At 44.1% G+C, this 22,319-nt stretch carries 23 protein-coding genes; 2 read left to right on the forward strand and 21 right to left on the reverse strand.

Features of this window, described 5'->3' with window-relative positions; genetic code table 11:
- Nucleotides 1-4: 4 nt before the first annotated feature.
- The 10 genes from flgK to degS all read right to left on the reverse strand — a co-directional run bounded on the left by flgK (nt 5) and on the right by degS (nt 8,301).
- Nucleotides 5-1,528, reverse strand: coding sequence for a flagellar hook-associated protein FlgK (flgK, locus tag QMZ64_RS16110; protein ID WP_265625513.1), 1,524 nt, complete (start codon nt 1,526-1,528; stop codon nt 5-7).
- Between the two features lie 15 nt (nt 1,529-1,543).
- Nucleotides 1,544-2,020, reverse strand: coding sequence for a flagellar protein FlgN (locus QMZ64_RS16115; protein WP_265625512.1), 477 nt, complete (start codon nt 2,018-2,020; stop codon nt 1,544-1,546).
- A gap of 18 nt (nt 2,021-2,038) precedes the next feature.
- Nucleotides 2,039-2,305 carry a flagellar biosynthesis anti-sigma factor FlgM gene (flgM, locus tag QMZ64_RS16120; RefSeq protein WP_265625511.1) on the reverse strand — a complete coding sequence of 89 codons (267 nt, stop codon included), beginning with the start codon at nt 2,303-2,305 and terminating at the stop codon, nt 2,039-2,041.
- A gap of 79 nt (nt 2,306-2,384) precedes the next feature.
- Nucleotides 2,385-2,804: a TIGR03826 family flagellar region protein gene (locus tag QMZ64_RS16125; protein WP_265625510.1), complete on the reverse strand. Its 420-nt coding sequence runs from the start codon at nt 2,802-2,804 to the stop codon at nt 2,385-2,387.
- Between the two features lie 58 nt (nt 2,805-2,862).
- On the reverse strand, nt 2,863-3,597 hold the full coding sequence (locus QMZ64_RS16130) for a double zinc ribbon domain-containing protein (protein ID WP_265625509.1): 735 nt from the start codon (nt 3,595-3,597) through the stop codon (nt 2,863-2,865).
- The gene (gene comFB, locus QMZ64_RS16135; protein WP_243941932.1) at nt 3,554-3,838 is read right to left on the reverse strand and encodes a late competence protein ComFB; all 285 of its coding nucleotides are present in this window, start codon (nt 3,836-3,838) and stop codon (nt 3,554-3,556) included. The genes QMZ64_RS16130 and comFB overlap by 44 nt, the downstream gene beginning before the upstream one ends.
- 54 nt (nt 3,839-3,892) lie before the next feature.
- A complete protein-coding gene (locus QMZ64_RS16140; protein ID WP_301441459.1) occupies nt 3,893-5,287 on the reverse strand; it encodes an ATP-dependent helicase ComFA in 1,395 nt (464 codons plus the stop codon).
- 123 nt (nt 5,288-5,410) lie between these two features.
- Entirely contained in the window at nt 5,411-6,253 is an 843-nt protein-coding gene (locus tag QMZ64_RS16145) for a DegV family protein (RefSeq protein WP_243941930.1), read from the reverse strand.
- A gap of 119 nt (nt 6,254-6,372) precedes the next feature.
- The gene (degU, locus tag QMZ64_RS16150) at nt 6,373-7,062 is read right to left on the reverse strand and encodes a two-component system response regulator DegU (RefSeq protein ID WP_003185730.1); all 690 of its coding nucleotides are present in this window, start codon (nt 7,060-7,062) and stop codon (nt 6,373-6,375) included.
- An 81-nt stretch (nt 7,063-7,143) separates the two neighbouring features.
- The gene (gene degS / locus QMZ64_RS16155) at nt 7,144-8,301 is read right to left on the reverse strand and encodes a two-component sensor histidine kinase DegS (RefSeq protein WP_165428224.1); all 1,158 of its coding nucleotides are present in this window, start codon (nt 8,299-8,301) and stop codon (nt 7,144-7,146) included.
- Between the two features lie 222 nt (nt 8,302-8,523).
- Here degS and QMZ64_RS16160 point away from each other — a divergent pair, with 222 nt between their 5' ends.
- Together QMZ64_RS16160 and QMZ64_RS16165 are read left to right on the forward strand one after the other, a co-directional pair.
- On the forward strand, nt 8,524-9,162 hold the full coding sequence (locus QMZ64_RS16160) for a YigZ family protein (RefSeq protein ID WP_023856394.1): 639 nt from the start codon (nt 8,524-8,526) through the stop codon (nt 9,160-9,162).
- 14 nt (nt 9,163-9,176) lie between these two features.
- Nucleotides 9,177-10,253 carry an LCP family protein gene (locus QMZ64_RS16165; RefSeq protein WP_301441460.1) on the forward strand — a complete coding sequence of 359 codons (1,077 nt, stop codon included), beginning with the start codon at nt 9,177-9,179 and terminating at the stop codon, nt 10,251-10,253.
- 52 nt (nt 10,254-10,305) lie between these two features.
- Here the strand turns inward: QMZ64_RS16165 and QMZ64_RS16170 are convergent, their stop codons facing one another.
- From QMZ64_RS16170 to QMZ64_RS16220, 11 genes are all read right to left on the reverse strand, one after another.
- Entirely contained in the window at nt 10,306-10,689 is a 384-nt protein-coding gene (locus QMZ64_RS16170; protein ID WP_265625507.1) for a YunG family protein, read from the reverse strand.
- A gap of 108 nt (nt 10,690-10,797) precedes the next feature.
- The gene (locus QMZ64_RS16175) at nt 10,798-11,862 is read right to left on the reverse strand and encodes a glycosyltransferase family 4 protein (RefSeq protein ID WP_043926700.1); all 1,065 of its coding nucleotides are present in this window, start codon (nt 11,860-11,862) and stop codon (nt 10,798-10,800) included.
- 130 nt (nt 11,863-11,992) lie between these two features.
- A complete protein-coding gene (gene tuaH / locus QMZ64_RS16180) occupies nt 11,993-13,180 on the reverse strand; it encodes a teichuronic acid biosynthesis protein TuaH (RefSeq protein WP_265625506.1) in 1,188 nt (395 codons plus the stop codon).
- Nucleotides 13,181-13,201: 21 nt separating this feature from the next.
- Complete coding sequence (gene tuaG, locus QMZ64_RS16185) at nt 13,202-13,960, reverse strand: teichuronic acid biosynthesis protein TuaG (protein WP_265625505.1); 759 nt, start codon at nt 13,958-13,960, stop codon at nt 13,202-13,204.
- Nucleotides 13,961-13,989: 29 nt separating this feature from the next.
- On the reverse strand, nt 13,990-14,664 hold the full coding sequence (tuaF, locus tag QMZ64_RS16190) for a teichuronic acid biosynthesis protein TuaF (RefSeq protein WP_243941920.1): 675 nt from the start codon (nt 14,662-14,664) through the stop codon (nt 13,990-13,992).
- Nucleotides 14,665-14,705: 41 nt separating this feature from the next.
- A complete protein-coding gene (tuaE, locus tag QMZ64_RS16195; RefSeq protein ID WP_265625504.1) occupies nt 14,706-16,160 on the reverse strand; it encodes a teichuronic acid biosynthesis protein TuaE in 1,455 nt (484 codons plus the stop codon).
- A gap of 63 nt (nt 16,161-16,223) precedes the next feature.
- Nucleotides 16,224-17,153, reverse strand: a complete 930-nt coding sequence (locus QMZ64_RS16200) for an NAD-dependent epimerase/dehydratase family protein (RefSeq protein WP_301441461.1) — start codon at nt 17,151-17,153, stop codon at nt 16,224-16,226.
- Between the two features lie 17 nt (nt 17,154-17,170).
- Complete coding sequence (tuaD, locus tag QMZ64_RS16205) at nt 17,171-18,502, reverse strand: UDP-glucose 6-dehydrogenase TuaD (protein ID WP_023856403.1); 1,332 nt, start codon at nt 18,500-18,502, stop codon at nt 17,171-17,173.
- A 181-nt stretch (nt 18,503-18,683) separates the two neighbouring features.
- Complete coding sequence (gene tuaC / locus QMZ64_RS16210; RefSeq protein ID WP_265625503.1) at nt 18,684-19,865, reverse strand: teichuronic acid biosynthesis protein TuaC; 1,182 nt, start codon at nt 19,863-19,865, stop codon at nt 18,684-18,686.
- 22 nt (nt 19,866-19,887) lie between these two features.
- On the reverse strand, nt 19,888-21,327 hold the full coding sequence (gene tuaB / locus QMZ64_RS16215; protein WP_265625502.1) for a teichuronic acid biosynthesis protein TuaB: 1,440 nt from the start codon (nt 21,325-21,327) through the stop codon (nt 19,888-19,890).
- 23 nt (nt 21,328-21,350) lie between these two features.
- The gene (locus QMZ64_RS16220) at nt 21,351-21,986 is read right to left on the reverse strand and encodes a sugar transferase (protein ID WP_409365422.1); all 636 of its coding nucleotides are present in this window, start codon (nt 21,984-21,986) and stop codon (nt 21,351-21,353) included.
- Nucleotides 21,987-22,319: the final 333 nt, after the last annotated feature.

The following is a 22,319-nucleotide window of genomic DNA, read 5'->3' on the forward strand; positions in this document are numbered from 1 at the left end:
TCACCTACCTTCCTACGACACCCATGCCGTTAATAATTTTATCGAGGACTTCGTCCTGCAGCGTTATCATTCTCGCAGCTGCGTTATAAGCATGCTGGAATTGGATCATATTCGACATTTCTTCGTCTAATGATACGGCGCTTACAGACTGCCTGTTCAACTCAGCAGTGTTTACAAGCGTTTCTGTATTTTTGGCCAGTCTGTTTGTTTCCTGAGCTTTTACACCCATTTCACCGATAATGCCTGCGTAATAGTCTAAAACGGTCGTCGTTTTGTCGCCGATTTGAATTTTCTTGGTGAAGACATTAGCGAGATTTGTCGCGTTGGCGTTGTCGCTCGCTTCACCATTCAGCGATGCGGCAATTTTATCGCCTTTTGAATTAAGGATGTCATCGGCTACTTTGATTTTTCCGGCGGCTCCCTTTGCAGGCTCAGCCTCTCCTCCGGTAAATTCAAAGAAGATGCCTCCCGGTTCTCCTGATGAAGTAAACCCGCTTTGGTGGACTGCATTAAACTCTTTCGCAAAAGCAAGCGCCAGCGTATCCAGGTCTGCGAGCATTTCAGGATATAAACCTTTTTCTGCACCGTTTGACATATATCCGAAGGACTCGATTAAACCGCGCAGCGATCCTTTACTAGTAAACGAATCAATGCCGATGTCCGTCCCGCCGAGGGAAACGCCTGTCACAAGGCCGGTATCGTTGTCGTAATTCACTTTGACCGTTTCAGTCGTGAAGTTTGGGCCGTCAAGAACCTTGCCCATAGACTGGCCGTTTATATCAAGGACTTCTATTGAAACAATGCCTTCAGCGGTTGCGAGTGGATTGCCGCCGGTTTTCGTATAGCTGACTTTGATATTAACCATTGATGACAGTTCATCAAGAAGCTGATCACGCTTATCGTACAAATCATTCGGGAGATAGCCGTTCGGCTCGACTTTGGCGATTTGCTCGTTCAAGCTGTTCAACTGTGACAGAAGCGAGTTGATCGTCATCACATTTTGATCAATCTGGTCGCCTAAATTTGATTGAACGGTTGTCAGCGATTCATACAAAGTGTTAAATGTATCGGCGACCGCCTGCCCTTTTTGTGCGACAACAGAAGCAGCGCTCGGTTCGTGGGCGTTGTTCGTCAATTCCTGAATGGAATTCCAGAATGAATTCAGAACTTTGTTTAGTCCGGTGTCGTTCAGTTCATTCATAATCCCTTCCATTTGGTTAAAAGCGTCCACTTTTGCATTATAATAGCCGGCCTTTGTATTCTGCGTCCGGTATTGATAGTCCAAAAAGCTGTCTCTAACCCGTTCAACCGAACCGACTTCAACGCCTGTACCCATCTGGCCGGCAAGCCCGACAGAGTCTCTTGATACGGACGGATAAGGGGTTGACGCTTTAAATGTAACACGCTGTCTTGAATACCCTTCGGTATTGGCGTTGGATATATTGTTCGCTGTCACGCTCAGAGCTGATTGCTGCGCGGACAAGCCTCTTTTGGCGATTTCCAGCCCTAAAAAAGTTGGGTTTGTCATCTTTTTCACTCCGTTCTAAGCTTTTGAGTCGAATAAAGAAAGCCGTTTTGCCCCGCCTGTCTGATTTGACTGCTGCTCTTTTCCGTAATTCGAACCGCTTTCTTGCGGAAGGAGCATATCAAATGTAAGCGAGATAAATTGAAGCGACTGAAAAGTCAGCTGCTTGTTCAAATCGTTCACATCCTTTAAACGGATGACGAGCTGTGAGAGCTTGGCATACAGCTGTTCCAGCACCTTTTTCTCGCCGCCCGCAGCTCTGCTGATACATGCGCTGATGGTCGCGTCCGAGCTGCCGATACAGCTTTTAGTTGCTTCAATGCGGGACTGCTCCGTTTGTTCAATGGCCTGCACATATTTTTGTTCTTTCGTCACGATTTCTGAGAGTACCTTTATTTCGTTCGTCTTCAGCGCCTCCGTTTTTTGTTCCGACAGAGACAGCAGATGTTCATGCAGCACGCATAAGCGCTCCAGCTCTTTTATCACCCGTTTCACTGAACTGACTTCCTCCTTTTATTGCTGTTTATAAAAATTGACCATTTTTTCAGCTATGCCTTTGCCGTCCACTTTGTACGTTCCATTCTCAACGGCTGCTTTCAGCTGGGCAATTTTCTCCTGACGCTCCTTCATTAAATCAGGACCTTTTTGCAGCTCCTTTGCTTTCGCAGAAATCTCAACTTTATCTTCCGGCTGTGCTGCAGCCTGCGAAGAAGGTGTTTGTTTTTCAAATGATTTATGATAAGGATTAACAGGTTGTGTTCCATATTGGTTGATCTTCATGGGATTCCTCTCACTTTCCGCCATAGTTATCTATGATCATACTCATTTTATCGTCTGAGCTTCAAGTTAGTTTAGGGAATCAGTCATTTTTAGGCTTAAAGGTATAGTACGTGCCTTTAGAACTATTATTTCTCTCTTTTTCAAGCTGCTCCAGCTGGTCTAATTGACTCATTTGCGATGCTAAATCTTGATCGCATGACAGGCAATAACGCCCTTCCCGAATAAGTGTGCCGCACCTTTCGCACGGATAGCCGAGATTCGGGAAATTGGAAATTTGAATGCGTTTCTGTCTAATAAACTTCAATATTAACTCTTCTTCGACACCTGTTTTTTCTACAATCTGAAACATTTTAGACTGGCGGTTTTCCTGTTTTTTCAGAAATTTATAAACAGTTTCAAACGCACGCTCTTCTTCTTTCAAGCATGAAACGCAAACGGTTTGAAAACTGCTTTTCATAAACAATGCATTACATCTTGGACAATTCGCCAATTGACTCATAAATTTTGACCCCTATCCTTAAATTCTATCTTTTATATCGGCAGGGAAAAAAAATGATTTAGCTTCGAATTAATGTAAATGATGATACAGATTCTGCCTCACCGGATGTCATCAGACAATCAGCGGCATGATGAAGCGTCGCCCCTGTCGTATACAAGTCGTCGATCAATATGATATCCAGATTCTTTACTGATCCCTTTTCGGTTCTAAAAACCGTTTTGGGCTTGATCCGATCTTTTCTGCTTTTTTTGGATTGTTTTTCATTTTCGATTCTGATCAAAGGATGCATAACGGGTCTTTTTAATAAGGAAGCAAGCCGCTCCGCCTGATTGAATCCCCGCTCCGCTTTACGTTCTTCACTGAGTGGTATCGGAACTAAAACAGCAGGAGTGCAGCGGCAATATTGATGGAAAGCATTGATAAATGAGGGAGCAAAAGCGAAGACCAGTTCAGCATCACCTCTGAACTTAAAACGGGCAAGGACTTCTTTCATGAAGGTATTGTAGATATAGACAGAGCGGTTTTGCCTCAAAAGAGAGCGGGTTAACGGATCAGCTTCCCATTTTACGCAGTCACCGCACAGCTCTTCGCTCTCTTGGGGGCGCCCGCACTTAGGGCACACGGTTCCTTCGATCCTGATAAAATTGTCTTTACACACCCTGCATATTTTCTCTTCTGATCGTAAAAAGAAAAAAGCGCGCCATGAAAGAGAATGTAAAAGAGGCGCTTCACAAATTAAACAATACAGTTCATTCCCTCCCTTTTCGATTGCTTTCGCAAAGCGGGTTATCATTCACCTTTCTGGCAGCTTCAGCCAAGGTGACGAGCATTGATGTATTTTTTTGTTTGTCAACGAGCTCTGCTTTTATGTAAGCCAGCTTTGACTCATCTGTTACATATTGCGGTTTTACTGCATTTAAAGCCAAGGCGAGCACATCCTCCCTGCACCTGCTGCACATACAGCTCATGTGCAGCTGTTCGATATACTGATCAAACAACTCTTCCAAAACAGCCTCTTTAGCATTGACTAGCATCCGGCACCGCTCCTCATCTTATATTCATAGGTATACTTTACCATGAATATGAGACTAGTCAATCAACATTTCCTTTTTAGACAGTTTATTCATATGTTGAATATGACGTCGTGCCGCATTCATCGCCTTTGTCCTGCCGTGATGAAAGAAACAGACGTCACCATCTGTGTGCTCGGGGTGCCTGCCGGCTCTTCCGGCCATTTGGACAAGAGCGCTTTCCGAAAAAATCGCCGACTCTGCCCCCAATACTCCAACCTGCACTTTTTTGACGGTCACTCCTCTTTCCAAAATCGTTGTCGTCACGAGCACCTCAAGCTTACTTTCCCTAAACCGGTTCACTTTTTCATTTCTCTCAGGGTCTTCGGCATAAACTCCTTCAGCGAGAAATAGTTCCTTTTTCAGCAGACTGACCACGGTTTTAAGAACAGGGACAGAGGGAACGAACAAAAAAACCGGATGCTGTAGTTCTTTGTGCTTAAAAAGCCATTTTTTGAGGCGAGAAGGAACTTTTTTTCGTTTCAAACCCCTTTCCCAATTTCCGCACCAAATCAATGTAGGTTCAGGCAGCGGGCTGCGGTGGAATCTTGCGGGAATACGGACGGTGTGCGGCTTTCCGCTCTCAGCCCTTTTCTTCATATCCTCAGAAGGCGTGGCGGTTAAATAGATGTGTGCGCTTTGCCGTTTTGCCGATTTTTTAACAGCGTATTGCAGCGTGTTATCAATAGAATACGGAAAAGCATCCACCTCATCTATGATGATCACGTCAAATGCTTCTTTATAGCGGAGCAGCTGGTGGGTAGTTGAAATGACAAGCGGCGAGAGAGTTCCAACGTCTGAGCTCCCTCCGTATAAAGCGGCGATTTCCACCCCTGAAAAGGCTTGGCGGAACCGCGGAGCAAGCTCGAGCACAACGTCTGTTCTCGGAGTGGCGATACATACTCTCAAACCGTTGTTCAGCGCGAATTCGATCCCTTGAAAAAGAAGTTCTGTTTTTCCCGACCCGCAAACCGCCCAGATCAACAGCTCTTCTTTCCTGCGTATAGCATCAATAATAGATTTGGCCGCTTTTTCCTGACCGGCTGAAAGTGCGCCTTTCCACTCCGTGTAAACAGGCGCCCATTCATGTATGCCATGCCCACGCCAAGTCAACAGAGGGGTACACTCGCTCACCCTGCCCATCATGACGCAGGCTCGGCAGTACACGCAGGATTTATTGCACCTATAGCAAGGATATCGAGCGAAACATGAGCGCTCATGCTGGCCGCACCTCAAGCAAACAAAGCCTCTCTTCGTTTTTTTAATGCCTTCCTCCGTTTTTATCAGGCCTTCTTGGATATGCCAATCAATGACAGGTTTCGGAAAAGGAAGTTCGCTTTTCAGAAGGTGGCGCTGCTCCATACACGACCGCAATTCACGGGAATAGGATGCCGGATGTTCGATGTGAATCACCTCCAGTCTGCCATTCAGTATCTATCATCCATGTTTTCTTGTAAAACAGTCAAAATCTAAAAATCTCCCTCAAAAACCGTTGAAAAAGAAAAAATCTCCGTTTTGCAAAACGGAGATTGGCTTTTATACTGTATACCAGGCGATACCCATTGCTCCTTCACCAAGGTGGGTGCCGATCACAGGCCCGAAATAGCTTTTATAAAATTCGACATGTGCGTATTGCTGCGACAATTCTTCGATTATTTGATCGGCTTCTTCTTCACGGTTGGCATGAATCACAACCGCTCTCAGCGGCTTTCCTTTTTCTGCATCTTCGCCAAAAAGCTCAAATAAACGGTTCATCGCTTTTTTTCTCGTCCGGATTTTTTCGTAGGGAACGATCAGCTTGTTCTCAAAATGCAAAATCGGCTTTACTTTTAAAAGGCTTCCGACAAAAGCCTGGGCGCCGCTCAAACGTCCTCCCCTTTGCAAATGCGAAAGATCGTCAACCATAAAATAAGCCCTCATTGAGGTTTTCATATGATCCAAGTGGCGAATGATTTCTTCCGGAGCCGTTCCTTTTTCCGCCATCTCAGCCGCTTCGATCGCATAAAAACCTTGAGCCATGCAGCTGATCTCTGAATCAAACGGATACACTTTAATTCCTTCAAGCATACCGCGTGCTGATACAGCGCTGTTAAATGTTCCGCTGATGCCGCTGGACAGGTGGATGCTGATGACCGCATCATATGTTTCCCCGAGCTTTTCATAGAGAGAAATCAGCTCGCCGTACGCGGGCTGGGAAGTCGTCGGGAGATTTTCGTGAGCTTTTACTTCTTTGTAATAGTCCTTCCAGCTCATATCGATCTCTTCCCTGTATGAAGTCTCTCCAAAGATCACATTGAGAGGTATCATATAAATATTGTAGCGGTCACGCAGGTCTTTAGGTATATATGCCGTACTGTCTGTTACTACTGCTGTTTTCATGAAATAAACCTTCCTTATGAAAGATACTCTTTTCTATTCTAAAAGAAAAAGCAGCTTTTTTCATTATAAAGTTTGATTTTCTGCTAAAAGAAAAGACCTGCCTTATGGCAAGTCCACCTTTATCTCATTTCTACCCAGCCGTTTTTAATGGCTACAACGACAGCCTGCGTTCTGTCGTTTACATTCATTTTTTGAAGGATGTTGCTGACATGGTTTTTAACCGTTTTTTCGCTGATAAATAATGATTCGCCGATTCCTCGGTTGCTTTTTCCGTCCGCCAGCATCTGCAGAACCTCGCATTCCCTTCTTGTAAGAATGTGAAGAGGTCTCCGGATTTCCGGATACACTTCATGCTGAGCGTGAGATGATACACCGCTTGTTGCAAGACGGCGGAATTCATTCACAAGATTATGCGTAACCTTAGGATGCAGGTAAGATCCGCCTTCAGCCACAACTTTCACGGCTTCGATCAGCGTGTCGGCATCCATTTCTTTCAGCAGATAGCCGCGTGCTCCTGTTTTTAATGCATGTGTAACATAGTTTTCGTCGTCATGGATAGATAAAATAATAACCTTTGATTCCGGATACAAGTCGACCAGTTGTTTTGTCGCTTCTACGCCGTTTACATTCGGCATATTAATATCCATGATTACCACATCAGGATGGTAGTGCTCGACAATGCGAGCCGCTTCATCTCCGTCGTCTCCTTCGGCCACTACCTCAAAGGTAGGTTCGAAATCCAAAATCCGTTTGACTCCTTCACGGAATAACTGATGATCGTCAATAATTACAATATTTACTTTAGTCACAAGCTACGCCTCCCCATTCTCATTGTTAAACACACCGCTTTTATGGTCAATATGTCTTTTGTCTCTATTTTACAATTATCTTTACAAAGACAGCGGAACTTTAATCAAAATAAATGTCCCAAGACCTATTTTCGAATCGATTGTCATTGAGCCTTCGAGCAAATCGACTCTTTCTTTCATACCTAGCAGACCGAAAGATTTGTTCTTCTTGCCTTTAACTTCTTTTAAGTCAAAGCCGTTTCCATTGTCTTTGATAATCAGCGTCACAAAATCTTTTGTCACTTCTACTTTAACATGAATTTCAGTTGATTCGGAGTGTTTTAAGGCGTTTGTCACTGCTTCCTGTGCAAGCCGGAAAAGTGCAACCTCAAACCGCGGTGCTATTCTTCTATCTTCGGATTCTCCGATGCATTGGAAATGGATCTTTGCTTTTCCATGATAATCTTCGATCGTGTTCAAGTATTTTCTGAGCGTCGGTATCAATCCTAAATCATCTAAAGCCATCGGCCTTAAATCATAAATGATTCTTCTGACTTCATAAAGAGCATTCCTGACGTTTTGCCGGAGGTTTTTAATTTCCTGAAAGCCTTCTTCTGTTCCTTTGTCTCTGAAGATGCGTTCGATCAGCTCAGATCTCATCATGACGTTGGCCAGCATTTGCGCAGGACCGTCGTGGATTTCTCTCGAGACCCTTTTTCTTTCTTCCTCTTGGGCTTCGATAATCCGCAGTCCGAAATCCTGTTTGGCCTGCGCATCTTCAAGAAGAACGCCGACCTGGCGCAGATCCTGATTTAAATAGTTTAAGACGACGGTAATCTGGCTGACAAGCCCTTCTGAACGCTCGATGATTTCCTGAAGCCCTAAAAGGCGCCGTTCCAGATCATCACGCTTCTCTCTCAGCTGCTTTTCACGCTGCTGGATCATCGTCAGTTCAACCTGCAGTTTGTGGGCTTTTTCATAAGCTTCGCGAATCTCTTCTTCACTGAATTTATGAAAGTTTCTGCTGACCTCAGACAAGCGGTTTCGCGCATGGCGGGCATGCACTTCCAACGTGTCTCCAAGATCGATGACTTCGTTGACCTGCTGTTTAATTTGCTTCAGCTCTTCTACCAAGCCTTCGTATTGCTGACGGGACTGCTCTCCGATTTGAAAGACCTCGTCCTTGCTCCCGTCAACTGTTTTTAACATCTTCATAATGATTGAATCTAAAACTTTGGAGTCCATTTTGGAAACACTCACCCATTTTCCCTCCGTAACAGCATTGTCATTTAGTTTTATCATAAATTTCATTGAACTGAAATTCGTGTCGAATTATAATGAAAGAATGCGTATTCTGGTTTTTTGGTCTTTTTATGGTTACCGATCCATTTCTATTTAATCATAACAAAATACGCGCCAAAATTCTAAGTCTGTTCGATTTTTAGGAGAACAGCCGCATGGCTTGTCAGGAGGTAAGCAGGCATGCTGCAAAGTTATCTCACTGTTGCAGGTGAAGGGACCCATGAAATCGTGATTGAAAAATCCCGGTTTATATGCCACTTGAGCCGCGTCAGTACTGAAGAAGAAGCACAGAACTTTATCAATCACATAAAAAAGCAGCATTGGAATGCGACGCATAATTGCTCGGCTTACGTCATAGGAGAAAATGATCAAATTCAAAAAGCGAATGATGACGGAGAACCGAGCGGGACAGCTGGAGTTCCGATGCTTGAAGTTTTGAAGAAACGCAACCTTAAAGATACGTGCGCCGTTGTGACGAGGTATTTCGGCGGTATTAAACTCGGCGCAGGAGGGCTGATACGGGCTTACGGAAAATCCGTGTCAGAGGGGCTGAACCATGTCGGCGTTGTCGAACGAAAGCTGATGCGGGTGATGCACACGACGGTGAACTATACATGGCTCGGCAAGCTTGAAAACGAGCTTCGCGAGTCCCCTTATCAAATAAAAGACATTCATTATGCCGACGATGTCGAATTTGAAACGTATGTCAAGGAAAGTGAAAAACAGGCATTTACGGAATGGATAACCGAATTAACAAATGGCAAGAGTGAGAATAGAGAAGGCATTCAAGTCTATTTGGAAGAAGCTTTTAACAATTAAAGGAGAATTATTATATGGCTGAGCGTATTAAAGTGAAAGTGCGAAAAAAAAGGAGTAAAAAGAGAAAGCTGATTAAACGGTTTATAGTCCTTATGCTGCTCGCACTTCTCGTAGTCGGCGGAGTGGGCATATATAAAATTATTAACACGATTTCCGCTGCTGACGGCACTTATGATGAGCTTGAGCGCGGAGAGAAGTCAAAGCTCAGGGACGATGTCGTTAATATTCAAAAAAAGCCGTTTTCGATTCTTTTTATGGGTGTTGAAGATTATTCGACAAACGGCGAGCACGGACGGACGGATTCCCTGATTGTCGTGACGCTTGACCCTAAAAAGAAATCGATGAAAATGCTGAGCATTCCGAGGGACACAAGGGTTCATTTGGCCAGCGACACAACCGGCACAAAAACAAAAATAAATGCGGCCTATGCAAAAGGCGGCAAGGATGAAACAATCGAGACGGTCGAGGACTTCCTCGGAATCCCGATCGACTACTATGCAACAGTCGATTTTGACGGGTTCAAAGATGTCATCGATGAAATCGGCGGAATCGATGTTGACGTCCCGTTTGATTTCAGCGAAAAAAGCGATGTCTCCAAATCGAAGAGAATCTATTTTAAAAAAGGGAACATGCATCTAAATGGAGAGGAAGCTCTTGCCTACGCAAGGATGAGAAAACAGGATAAGCGGGGAGACTTCGGGAGAAACGACAGACAAAAGCAAATCTTAAAAGCCGTTCTTGATCAAATCTCAAAACCGCAAAACCTCGCTAAAATTGATACAATAGCCCAAAAAGCAAGCAAAAACATTCAGACCAATTTCAGAATCACACAGGCTCTGGCGCTTCAGCAAATCTACAGCGGCTTTGCTGGCGATGATATTAAAACATTAAACATCACAGGACAAGATCTTACGATTGCCAATGTTTACTACTTTGAGCCTGACCAGCAAAACCTGGCAAACGTGCAAAATGAATTGACCCATCATTTATACCCGGACTCAACCGCTGATTCGAGTGGAACATCGTCTGAATCTTCTGCAACCGCTGACGGGACAGACAGCTCAGCTGAATCGTCTGCTTCTTCTTATTGATCGGCTCTGCTGAATGTGAAATTCATAAGCGAATAAAATGAAGGGGAACTCTTTATATATTAAGGGTTCCCCTTTCTTTTGAAAAAGACAAATGATTGATAACACTTTGTTTTAAATAGTTATACTGTTTTTCGTTGGTATCTGAGAATGCCTCGTTTCTATTTGAGGGAACATCCATATACAGGATGTCTTCTTTGAATTGGGAAACCGTTAAATCATATCTTTTACCATTGATAAAATTATAAAAATGCCACCCTTCAGGCAGCCTTGTTTTCCTTATTTCTCTACCTAATAGATCATTTACAATTAAGGCGGTTACACCGCATTGTCCCTTTGCAGGGTTATCCTGACTCCATTTTGAACTCGAATCTGAAGACCAGGATTTATACAGTGCGTTCATTATTTGTTCGAACTGTCCAAGGTGATGATCATCCATAAAAAACCCTCCTTTTCATCGAGTTTTAGTTAATCAACCAACCGCTTGTGAGGCTTCCTGAGATGCAGCAATAATAAAACCCCTGGAATCCAGGGGTTTTTGTGCACATTAATTCCTCTTCACCATCCGCCTGTAAAACTTCGTAAAAGGCTTGTACTGCTCATTTACAAGGCCTGTCACTTCTGCGATGATCTGCATGAACAGGATTAAGCCGAAGATGATGAAGATGGACACCCAGAGCGTCGCGGTTTTTAAAAGAATGGCGCTCAGGCTAAAGACGACGCCAATTAAATAAATGACGATGACGGCTTTCCGATGGGACAGGCCAAAGGCCATCAGCCTGTGGTGAATATGCGATTTGTCGGGCGCCGAAATCGGCTGCTTGTTTAAAATCCGCCTGATGATCGCGAATGTCGTGTCAAATATCGGCACTCCTAATATAATGATCGGAATAACGACGCTGAACAGGGTCACGCTTTTATACAGCCCGAGCAGCGACAGAACCGAAATCACATAACCCAAGAAGAGCGAGCCCGTGTCTCCCATAAAAATTTTCGCCGGATGGAAGTTATAGAACAGAAAGCCGACCGTACTTCCGATGACAACCAGCGACAGAGAGAAGATCAGGATTTTATCAGCAGAAAAAGCCATGACGGCAATCGTCGAAAGGCCGATGACGGATATACCCGCAGCCAGTCCGTCCAATCCGTCGATTAAATTGATGGCATTTGTGATCCCGACGATCCATAAAATCGTCAGAGGGTATGCGAGCCACCCCAAATCAAAGCGAAGATCCCAAAACGGAATCGATAAAAATTCCATTTTTAAGCCTGTACTAACGATGATGCAGGCTACTAATATTTGAACGATAAATTTAATTCTCGCGCTTAAATTATGTTTGTCATCAACAATGCCTAAAATGACAATCATAAAAGCACCGAGTGTAATTGCTGTTATTCTGTTTTCATAAAGGCCGCCGGCAAACGAACCGGTCAATACTCCTATAAAAATGGCTAAACCGCCCATTCTCGGCATTACTTTATCATGTATCTTTCGTTTATCCGGCTGATCCACGACCCCGGATTTGATTGCTAGACGTTTGACAAGCGGAGTAATAATTAAAACAGTAATGAGAGAGACAAAAAACGCAAGTACAGTGCGTTCATAAGACATAAGGAAGTCTCCTTTTTAAATGAAGTCTGGTCGTATTAAAGATCATACCTTTTCATTATACAATTTCATTATTTATTATAACAAGCTCCAGCCAAAAGAAACATCACGAATTAATATCCCCCGCCGCAAATTATGCACCTTTATTCAAGTTCAATTGATCAAGCATCGTTAAAAATAACTGATGCCAGTCTCTTTCACGTGCGATCTTTCTGCGCAGTTCCACATGGGAGGCATCTTCATGCGCAAGCTCCAGCTCTTCACACACCGCTGTAAATTCAGCGGGGTCGTTTCCTGTTAGATGACGGTAAACGTGTTCCTGTTCAACCTTTTTTGTTGAAGGGAGGTTCATACCGGCGACAGGCTTTCCGGCAGCCAAAAATTCAAACAGTTTTAAAGGGAATACCGCATTATTATATGGCGACGGTTTATACGGCATGATCCCGATATCCACTACATTCATATAAGCCGGTACTTCCGACGGCGCAGCGGGACCCGTCCAAATGACATTTTCTTCTTCAAGAAGCGCTTTAAAATCTTCGTCTCCGTTTGTCCCGTCAGGACCGACAAATAAAAACGTCCACTCTTTTTTGGCTCCGGCCGCTTCTTTGAGAAGCTTAAAATCGAGCTTCGGTTTGATTCCGCCGATAAAGCCGAGGACGGTGCCTTTCCTTCCGTTCAATACATCCGCTTTTTGCTTATTATCCGCAAACAAGCTGTATTCCACACCATTTTCGATTGTAAAAACCGGCTTTGTCTCTCCTTGAAACCGGTCAGCTACGTTTTGGTTCAAATATTCGGAAGTGCAAAAAATTGTATCGGCTGCATTAATAATTCTGCCTTCGGCTTCAGAAATGACCTTTTGCCTGAATCCTGAGACAAGGCTTTTTTTTCCGCTGATAGGCGCCGCCCACAGGTCACTGCAGTCATAGATGACCTGATCCCACTGATAAAGCGATGACAGCAGCGGAAAACCGGGGAATGTGTACCATAGGCACACCTTTTCCCCCTGAACGTCTTCTTTCAGCCGGTCAAGCAGCGGCTTCAGCTTACTTTTATAAAAAACATCCTTGTAGCGGGCAAACCTGAATATTTTCTTTTTCAAAAAATCTTTGACTGCAAATTGCTTGATTCCGTTGTCAAGCAATGTAAAAGTCTCGCGGGAAGGATTTTCAGACGGACAGACCCAAATGACTTCCTTCGTCTCCTTGCGGCCGGCTAAAAACTCAGCAAGGCGGTGCCTTCTGTATCTTAGCTGATCCTGCCCCCATTCACCTGTCGCTACTATGACGTGTATGACTTGATCTGCTTTCACTTTCAATCACCTTTTCTGTCAATGCCGTTATAATCTTTTCATGACTGCGTTCTTAGCGTAATGGAAAAAACACCATGTCGCTTTCATCAAGTGAAGGCGTTCGATTTCCCTGTACACATACCAGGTTTTTCGCGCCGCCTTCCACTTGTTTCTGGAGATCGATGTTTCAACGATGCGGTATTCGGCGAGGGGTTCGTTCAGACCGAATGCCTTGAACCCCCGCTTTAACACGGACAGCCATGTCGCCAAATCCTGGCGGGTTCTAATATTCGGCATCCGGATATCACCCGTTTGCTCTCTGTCAATCATCACCGTCAAACAGCCGATGATCGTATTTTTTAATACATCATCATATGTAAGGCTCACGGGTGCATGAATGGTTTTATGAAGCGGTTCGCCGTCTTGGCTGATCAGCTCGTATGCCGTAAATGAGAAAGCATGCTGATGCTTCCTCATGAAGGCAAGCTGCTTATCCAGCTTTTCTGCTTTCCACACATCATCGCTGTCCAGAAAGGCGACATAGCGCCCTTCGGCTTTGCTGAGCGCCGCATTTCGAGCCGCTGCAGCGCCTTGATTTTCTTTCAGAAAAATGGCATGGATCCGCTCATCATCTTCTTCATAGCGCTTCAAAATGTCTCTTGTCCCATCTGTTGAGCAATCATCGGCAATGATCATTTCCCAGTCGGAAAACGTCTGATTTAAGACGGACTGAATGGTTTTTTCGATAAATTCCTCCGCGTTATAGGAAGGCGTAATGACAGAGATTAAAGGTTTTTGCCTCGTCATGGTTCTGATCCACATCCCCAATTAAAAATTTAACGTTCTCTGAATACTTCCGGAACGACAATGATAAAAAATGACAGCGCCAAACCGATCAGTACGCCTAATACCGCTCTTTTTTTAGGCGACATGCCGGCAGCCTGGTTATCCAGCACGATCAAAGGCTCAATTTCTTCAGCAGCCTTCATATCAAGCTTGCTTGTTTCAAGCTCATACAAAAACCGCTGTTTATCAACTTTGGAATCAGCACTGACTGTTTCGCCTTCAAGCGCCTTAATATTCTTTTCGATGACTTCTTCCCTTTTTGAAAACAGCGCCTTATCGCCTTTCATATAGGCATCTTTGATTTTACCCAAAGTGTCCAATGTTTCCTGTTTGTCAGGCCCTGTATAGCTTAAATTAAACAGTGAATCCGTTCTGATTTCAATTGCCAGATCGTCTTTCAACTGCGCCAGATCCTCTTCCGGCATATCCGGGAAAATGTCCTTTAAAAAAGCTTCGTTTTTCAACAGCAGCGGCACCTGCTTTGCATTGTTGTACTTCGCTTCTCCATAGTTCCCGGTTGATATCGTTACAGTAGCCGTGTAATCGGACGGAGCAACGCTCCCCTTCGGCATAAAATAGCCGACAAGACCAAGAATAAGAGGAAGCGCAATAATCGCCACAATAAACTTTTTCACTCTACCAGCAATACGTTTGATTAAATTCATCACATGAATTTCTCCCTGTTTTTAAATTCGATTTTCAAAAATCACCTATACTGTTCGGTTTCATCCGTTCCGCTGACTCTAAAGGTATTAACCGTCGCAATCACAAGGGCGAGAAACACCCAATGGAAATATAAATTCGAGACGGAACTCGGACTGATGCTTGACACAAGGAAGGCGACGAGCGCGGCTGTCAAACCTTCAATGAGAAGCTTGTACCGCTTTCCAAGCGATCTTTTATAATATCGGTAAAGCACGGTTATTAAATAAATGTACATCGTTAAATAACCGAGCATCATCACAACGCCAAAATTCGTCATGATTTCAACGAGCCAGTTATGAACCTCAACGACCTGGTCTGTATCGAACAATGCCTGATGTTCCAAATAATAAGGCACATTGCCGGCGCCGACGCCAAATCCGTAAGTATCCAGCACATAATGCCCGGCGTTTTTCAACAAGTTCGCCCTGGCGACATTGGATGGCAGCTGCTCGCTGAAATCGTGTGTCGTTTGCGGAGCCAAAAAGTATGTATAAAAAGCTCCGGTAATCTTTCCTGCAAACAGTGTGACAAAAGCGATGCATCCTGCAGCTGCGGCGATGAGCGCCCATTTTTTAAGCACTTTCGGCAGCAATATAAACGCATAAACGGCAAGTCCGGCTATAATTCCCAGGATGCTGGCTCTTGATCCTGTCAGGAATATCAAGTAGGCCGAACAGAACGCAAGGAGCAGCCCCGCTATTTTTAAGTAGCTGTTTTTAATGTTTTTGAAAAAAGATAAATAAAAGAAAAAGCTGATGGACAGAAATGTCGCAAAGTCATTCTGATTGAAAAAGACGGATGTCGGATAGTGCTGTTTATAATGCGGCCCGTTATAAAGGGTCGAGCTCGGCAGGTGGTTTAACGTAAAGTGGTTGTAAAACCCGATGACCATTAAAAATACGGTCATGACCAGCCATATGTAATAAAACGCAAGAATACGATCCATTTTTTGAAAAAACAAGACAATCAGAAAAACAAAAAACATTCCCATTGCCAATAGGAACAGATATTTTATGCCATCAGTAGCAGACTTGACCCAAAGCAGCGAAATCATTCCGTAGCAGAACCAAAACGCGAAAAACATCAGAATGCCCTTAACATGCACCTGCTTCCACTTTTCAAGGTGCTGGCTGCCTTTCAACATTTCCGCTATGAATAAGAATCCTGCCAGAATCAGAAGAATTCGATATGGAAACAGGCTGAAAAAGCCCAATTTAATCGTAAAAAAAGCATTGTTGGCAAAAGTTGCAGCGATGAGCAGATATAATACGGGCATCAGCAATTGCTCGGAAGACAAATACTTCCGGAGCACAATGATCAAAGTCAGCGCAATAAAAATCAGACATGCTAACAAGACTTTTTTTGCATTGGACTGGGCCAATACAACGAATGCTAACCCAGCGGTCAATGCGGCGAGCCAAACCAAAACATTGACCGCGAAACGTTTGAGACTCATTTTGCCCCCTCCTTCCGCTTCTTTCTGGAAAAGGGCTGCCGACATCAGCCAGCAGCCAGTGATTTACGTATTCATTTCTTTTTTATAATATGAAATGGTCTTTTCCAGTCCTTCAGCGAGCGGCATTTTTGGTTCCCAGTTTAAAATTTTCTTTGTTTCTTCATTACTCAGTGTGCTGTGGCGGATATCCCCCGGCCTTTCATCTTGATAAATCGGAGACAGCGCCGAGTTCGTCGCTTTTTTCATCTCTGCAAACAGCTCATTGACCGTGATCGAAAAGCCGTTCGAAACGTTTAAACAAACGTTTGATTGAGCTCTGAGCGCCTTGACGTTGGCGGAAGCCACATCACCGACATATATAAAATCGCGCGATTGTTCTCCGTCTCCAAAAATCACCGGAGCCTTGCCGCTTGTCAGCAAATCGGAGAAAATCGATACGACGCCGCCCTCTCCTTTTGCGTCCTGGCGCGGCCCGTATACATTGCTGTACCGCAAAATGCAATACTCGGTTCCATACAAATCATAGGCCAGCTTTAAATAGTTCTCTACCGTAAGCTTCGTCAGCCCGTAGGGTGAGCCTGGATTTGTTTTATGACGGGTGTCGACAGGCAGATATTCAGGATCTCCATAAACAGCTGCTGATGATGCAAAGACGATCTTTTTCACGCTGCATTCACCCACTGCCTTAATGATATGGAGCGATCCCCTGATATTGATGTTTTCATCATTTAAAAAATCGCTGACAGACTCCGCCACGCTTACTTGTGCAGCTAAATGAATAATATAATCGGGATCAATGCTTTTGATGACGTCGATGACTTCCGGCTTTGTTATATCCTGCTCATAAAAGTCAACCGCGAGACCTTCAATGTTGGAGCGGTGTCCCGTAGTTAAATTGTCAAGAATTGAAACCCGGTAATTTTCTTTCAGAAGCTGTTCAGCGATATGCGAGCCGATGAATCCGCATCCGCCTGTCACTAGTACTTTTTCCATTGATAACACCCCGCGTTTTATACTTTTGTTAAGCTTTTCTCTCCCTGTACTCCAGGGCGGCCAATTGAATGATAAATAAATCCTTCTCTTCTCATATCTTCAAGTTTAAACAAGTTACGTCCATCGATTAGAACAGGACGATTTAAATATGTTTTCAATTTCTTAAAATCCATTTCTTTAACCTGAGGCCAATCTGTCAAAATGAGGCAAGCATCAGTATCTTTTACAGTATCATACAAATCGTTGCTGTATATGGCCTGATCTCCCAGTAAGCGTTCTGCCTCCGGAATTGCAATGGGATCGTATGCTTTAATATGAGCACCAAGGCTTCTCAGCATCGGAATGACATCCAGAGACGGCGCCGAGCGCATATCGTTTGTATTCGGCTTGAATGCCAGCCCAAGAACCGAAATGGTCATGCCGTTTAAATCGCCAAACACATCAAGGAGCTTTTGGACAATGTGGGCGCGCTGCTTTTGATTCGTCTCAATAACGGCTTCAATCATTTTAAAAGGATAGCCGACTGACTTCGCAATGTGCAATAAAGCCATTGTATCTTTAGGGAAGCAAGAGCCGCCAAAGCCGATTCCGGCTTTCAAAAATTTATTGCCAATTCTGCTGTCCAATCCGACACCTTCAGACACCTTTGATACATCAGCTCCGACCCTTTCGCAAATATTCGCGATATCATTAATGAACGAGATCTTTGTAGCCAAAAATGCATTTGCAGCGTATTTAATCATTTCTGCACTTTCAAGGTTAGACTTGACGATTTTCGTTTGAAAAGGCTTATGGAGCTCTTCAATAATCGCAGCAGCCTTTTCGCTTGTCGCACCGATGACGGCTCTTTCCATATTCATCGTATCGTAAATAGCTGTTCCTTCACGAAGAAACTCAGGGTTTGAAACGACATCAAACGGATGTTTGCCATTGGTATGCTGCTCGATAATGGATTGGACAAGCTTTCCTGTCCCAACAGGAACTGTACTTTTGTTAACAATGACTTTATATCCGTTTAAATATTTTCCAATCGTTTCAGCAACTTCTTTTACGTATTTCAGGTCTGCCTCTCCGTTTTCTGACATCGGTGTCCCGACTGCTATATAGATAATTTCCGAATCTTTTATCGCCTTGGGAATGTCAGTTGAAAAGAACAAACGGTTATCATTCACATTTTTATCCACAAGCTCTTGCAGGCCGCGCTCATAAATTGGCATAATACCTGCAGAGAGACTCCTAATTTTTTCGGCATCTATATCACAACAGACAACCGAATTTCCAATCTCAGCAAAGCAAGTTCCAGATACCAGCCCAACATATCCTGTTCCAATAACAGCGATTCTTTTCAATATCATCATTCCCCTTCCTTAAGCTAACCCTTCAATCCAATAGCTTTATTAGGCGATGATTTTTATTTCTATCTTAATAAAAACCAGGCGTCTCTTTCTCTTATATTTTTCATCATGGACGCAATGTTGCTGCTTTAAACAAAGCCTTTATTAGATTTTATTCTAGATTTCTCGTACAGATTTAATTTTTTTCCCGACGCCATAAATCTTCATACCTCTCTTTTAATGCTTTAGCATTTTTACTTGCATCATAATCCTTGCACACAGTTTGATACAGCTCCTCAGCAATGTTTTTCCTCCATTCTCCCTCCTCCATATATACCTTAACCGCTTTTATTATATTGGAGACAGAGCGCGGCTTGATCAACAGATGTTCGTGTTTCCCGAATAAAGACGGAACCCCTCCGACCGCCGTACAAAGCACCGGAACCTTGAGGGCGAGCGCTTCAATGACGACAGTCGGCATCCCCTCAGAATACGAAGGGAGTACAAACAGATCTGATGCAGCCAGATATTCTGATATCTCATGGTTTGCGACCTGCCCCGTCAATATCGCTTTTTCACCAGCGGTTTGACGAATGTGCTGCTTCTCCGGTCCATCGCCGATGAACACAGCTCTGTAGCTGTCATCAAGCTGCTTGACCGCTTCCGCCAGCTCGGCTACTCCTTTTCCTTTCACCAAGCGGCCGACGAACGTCAGCAATTTTTTGTCTTTCGGCAGGCCGAATTTCTCCCTCAATTCAAATGTTGAAGCGGAGGGTTTTTGAAACCGGTCCAGGTTGACGCCGATAGGAAGAACCGAGCATTCAGCACCGGTCATTTCTTTTGTTTTGGCTTTCAGCTCATCGCTGACAGCCAGAACTTTTGCCGCGGAATGCACAGCTGTTTCAAATGCTCGAAATGCACCTTTGCTGTATTGGGGATAAATATTGACATCGCTTCCGTGCAAAGTCAGAACATAAGGAACTTTCAGCCTCTGTGAAACAACGGCAGCAGCACCCCCGGATGGCATCGCGAAATGGGCATGGATAAGATCCGGCGCAAGCCCGTGCTTCTCGATCGTCCTCAATACGGACTTTGCAATCCGGCGATGCGGCTGAGCCCATTTTAGCTGTCCAGGCAGAGCCGTATACGGCGGTCTGTAGACCGGGATGCCTTTTCTTTCCTCATATTCCGGGATTGTTCGTGCTTGACGGTATTTTTTTTTCAGCAGCCTGAGGGGAGCAGGGTTCACAGGCGATGGACAGATGACCGCCACATCAACGCCCTGCATCCGCAGCGCCTGAACCTGTGTTTCATGAAAAACGCCTTCTCCCGGTTTTTGACTGCTTGGATAAACACTCGTAATCCAAAGAACCTTCAATGATGAACCGCCCTTTCTGCTGTCATCTTCCTAATTGGGTCTTCATAGCCCGCCGATAAAATTTGCCGACCAGAAAACCGTAAAAAATTCCGCTGATCCCGACGGAAACTGCCAGCTGAAGCATGGCGCCGTGAAGCAGATGTCTGCTGCCGACGCTCAAGACAAGAGCCAGCAATGCCATGAGCAGTGTCAATGCCAGCGGTTTTCCAACGGTTCTGAAATATTCGCCCATCTTCAGCTGGATGACATATTTGAGCAGCCATCTGCCGATAAAGAAATTGATCAGGCTGATCGCTGCATAGGTCCAGGCGGTGATCGTCAAATCACTCGTTAATACCGCCGCATAAAGAGACAGCCCGTAAAGGAGCATGATCCCGCTGTCCCAATAAAATGCCAAGTCTGCTCTCCCCTTCGCCAGCAAAACCGATCCGTTCGGATTCATCAGAACCCTGAGCAGCCCGACAATCGCAAGGATATTCAGAACCGGTACGGCCTGCAGCCATTTTTCTCCGAAGACGACTTCAATAAATAAATCGGAAACAGTCATCAATCCGATCAGAAGCGGGAATGAAATCAGCGAGAGAAGCTTTGTCATATTTAAAAAGCCTTCGCGCAGCGTTTGATTGTTCCCTTGATTCTTTGAGAAGACGGGAAATGCTACCCGTGTCACGATCGGATTGATTTTTAATACAGGAATCGTAATAATTTGATACGCCAGGTTATAGATTCCCAATGCTTCCGCACCGAGAAACCGTCCGATCAAAATCATGTCGATATTGGCGCCAAGTCTGTTTACTAGCCTTGAAGCGAGCTGAAAAGCGCCGAATGAGAAAAATTCTTTCACTTCCCCCAACGCAAAGACGAGAGAAGGACGCCATTTTTTTAAATATACAGCAAAAAACATGATGCCTTTAACTGAATTAAGAAAAACTTGTGACAATGCATAGGCCACGATCGGATCCATCAGAAAAACTAAAACGAGCAGGAGCACAAATGACAAAACGGTGACACCCGCTTCTATTTTGCTCAGCACATTAAACTTCAAATCTTTTTGCAGCATATATTGATACTGCTGGCCGACCGGGGCGATTAAAAACATGACGGCCAAAATCCGCACAAGAAAAACCAGTTCGTCCCGCTGATAAAAGTCTGCGATGAACGGACTCAGGAAAAAGAGGCCGATAAACAAAAGGATGCCCGTTAGGATATTCAGCCAATATAAGGTCGATAATTGGCGTTCACTGATGTTCTCCTTTTGAATTAAAGCGGCCCCGAATCCCATATCAAGTACAATTTGTGTAAAAATCGTTACGGTGGTCAGCATTCCGACCAAACCGAATTCGGCAATTGTCATGATATTGCCGAGCAGTGCAAACTGTATAATTTGAATGACCGTGACGATCAAAGTTGAAACACTTGTCCATTTTGCACCGCTTAATATTTGTTTCGTAATGGTAGACATAGCATATTCCTAACTTCCTCGTATTATCTGGCTCCTTCGCCGGTTAATACTACTTTAATCGTTTTCAGCATAACCTTCAAATCGAGAAGAAACGTTAAATTCCGAATGTAATACAGATCGTGCACCAATTTTTCTCTCGGACTGATATCATAGCCTCCGTTCACCTGCGCAAGTCCCGTTAAACCCGGCTTAACGATTAAGCGGTTTTTAAATCCCGGAATTTCATGGTGAAACTGAGCGGTAAACATCGGTCTTTCAGGCCTTGGTCCCACAAGGCTCATATCTCCGGCCAGCACATTGATCAACTGCGGAAGTTCATCGATTCTTGTTCTTCTTATAAAAGACCCGACTGCAGTGATGCGCGGATCATCCTTCTGCGCCCATTTCGCACCGGATTTTTCGGCATCGATTCTCATAGAGCGCAATTTAATCAGCTTAAAGTGCTTCCCGTCTTTTCCAACGCGTTCCTGGCGGTAAAAAGGCGATCCAGGAGTCTCTATAGAAATCAAAATACAGAATAACAGAATCACCGGCAGTGTAATGGCGAGACCGATGAGTGATAGGACGATATCCATTGCCCGTTTTATATTCAAATACCGCACTGCTTTTTCAGATAGAGCACAAGAATAGATATGCTGGCTTGAGTATTCATTATACATTCTTAAGCTTTTGTCCATACTCACTGACATACACCTCACGATTGGTTTGGTTCTTCATTGTGATCTCTGCGTCAGTGTAGCATATGAACGTAAACCCATTGTAAAGGGCTTGTTAAAGAGTATTAATTGTGTGATTTTTCGGTAAGTTTGTTTATTTTTCTTTAAACATTAATCACCGTCCGCTCCTTTTTGTTGAATTAATGGAATAATCATACTATATTTCAATTTATAAAAAAAGAAGCCGAAGTTCGGCTTCTTTCAGATTGTCGACAAAGCCATAAAAAGTGGCTTGATCGACAAGCTTTTTTTGTTAAAATGTGAGTGAAATCTAGT

It is taken from the genome of Bacillus sp. LB7, from assembly GCF_030449715.1.
Lineage (GTDB): Bacteria > Bacillota > Bacilli > Bacillales > Bacillaceae > Bacillus > Bacillus paralicheniformis.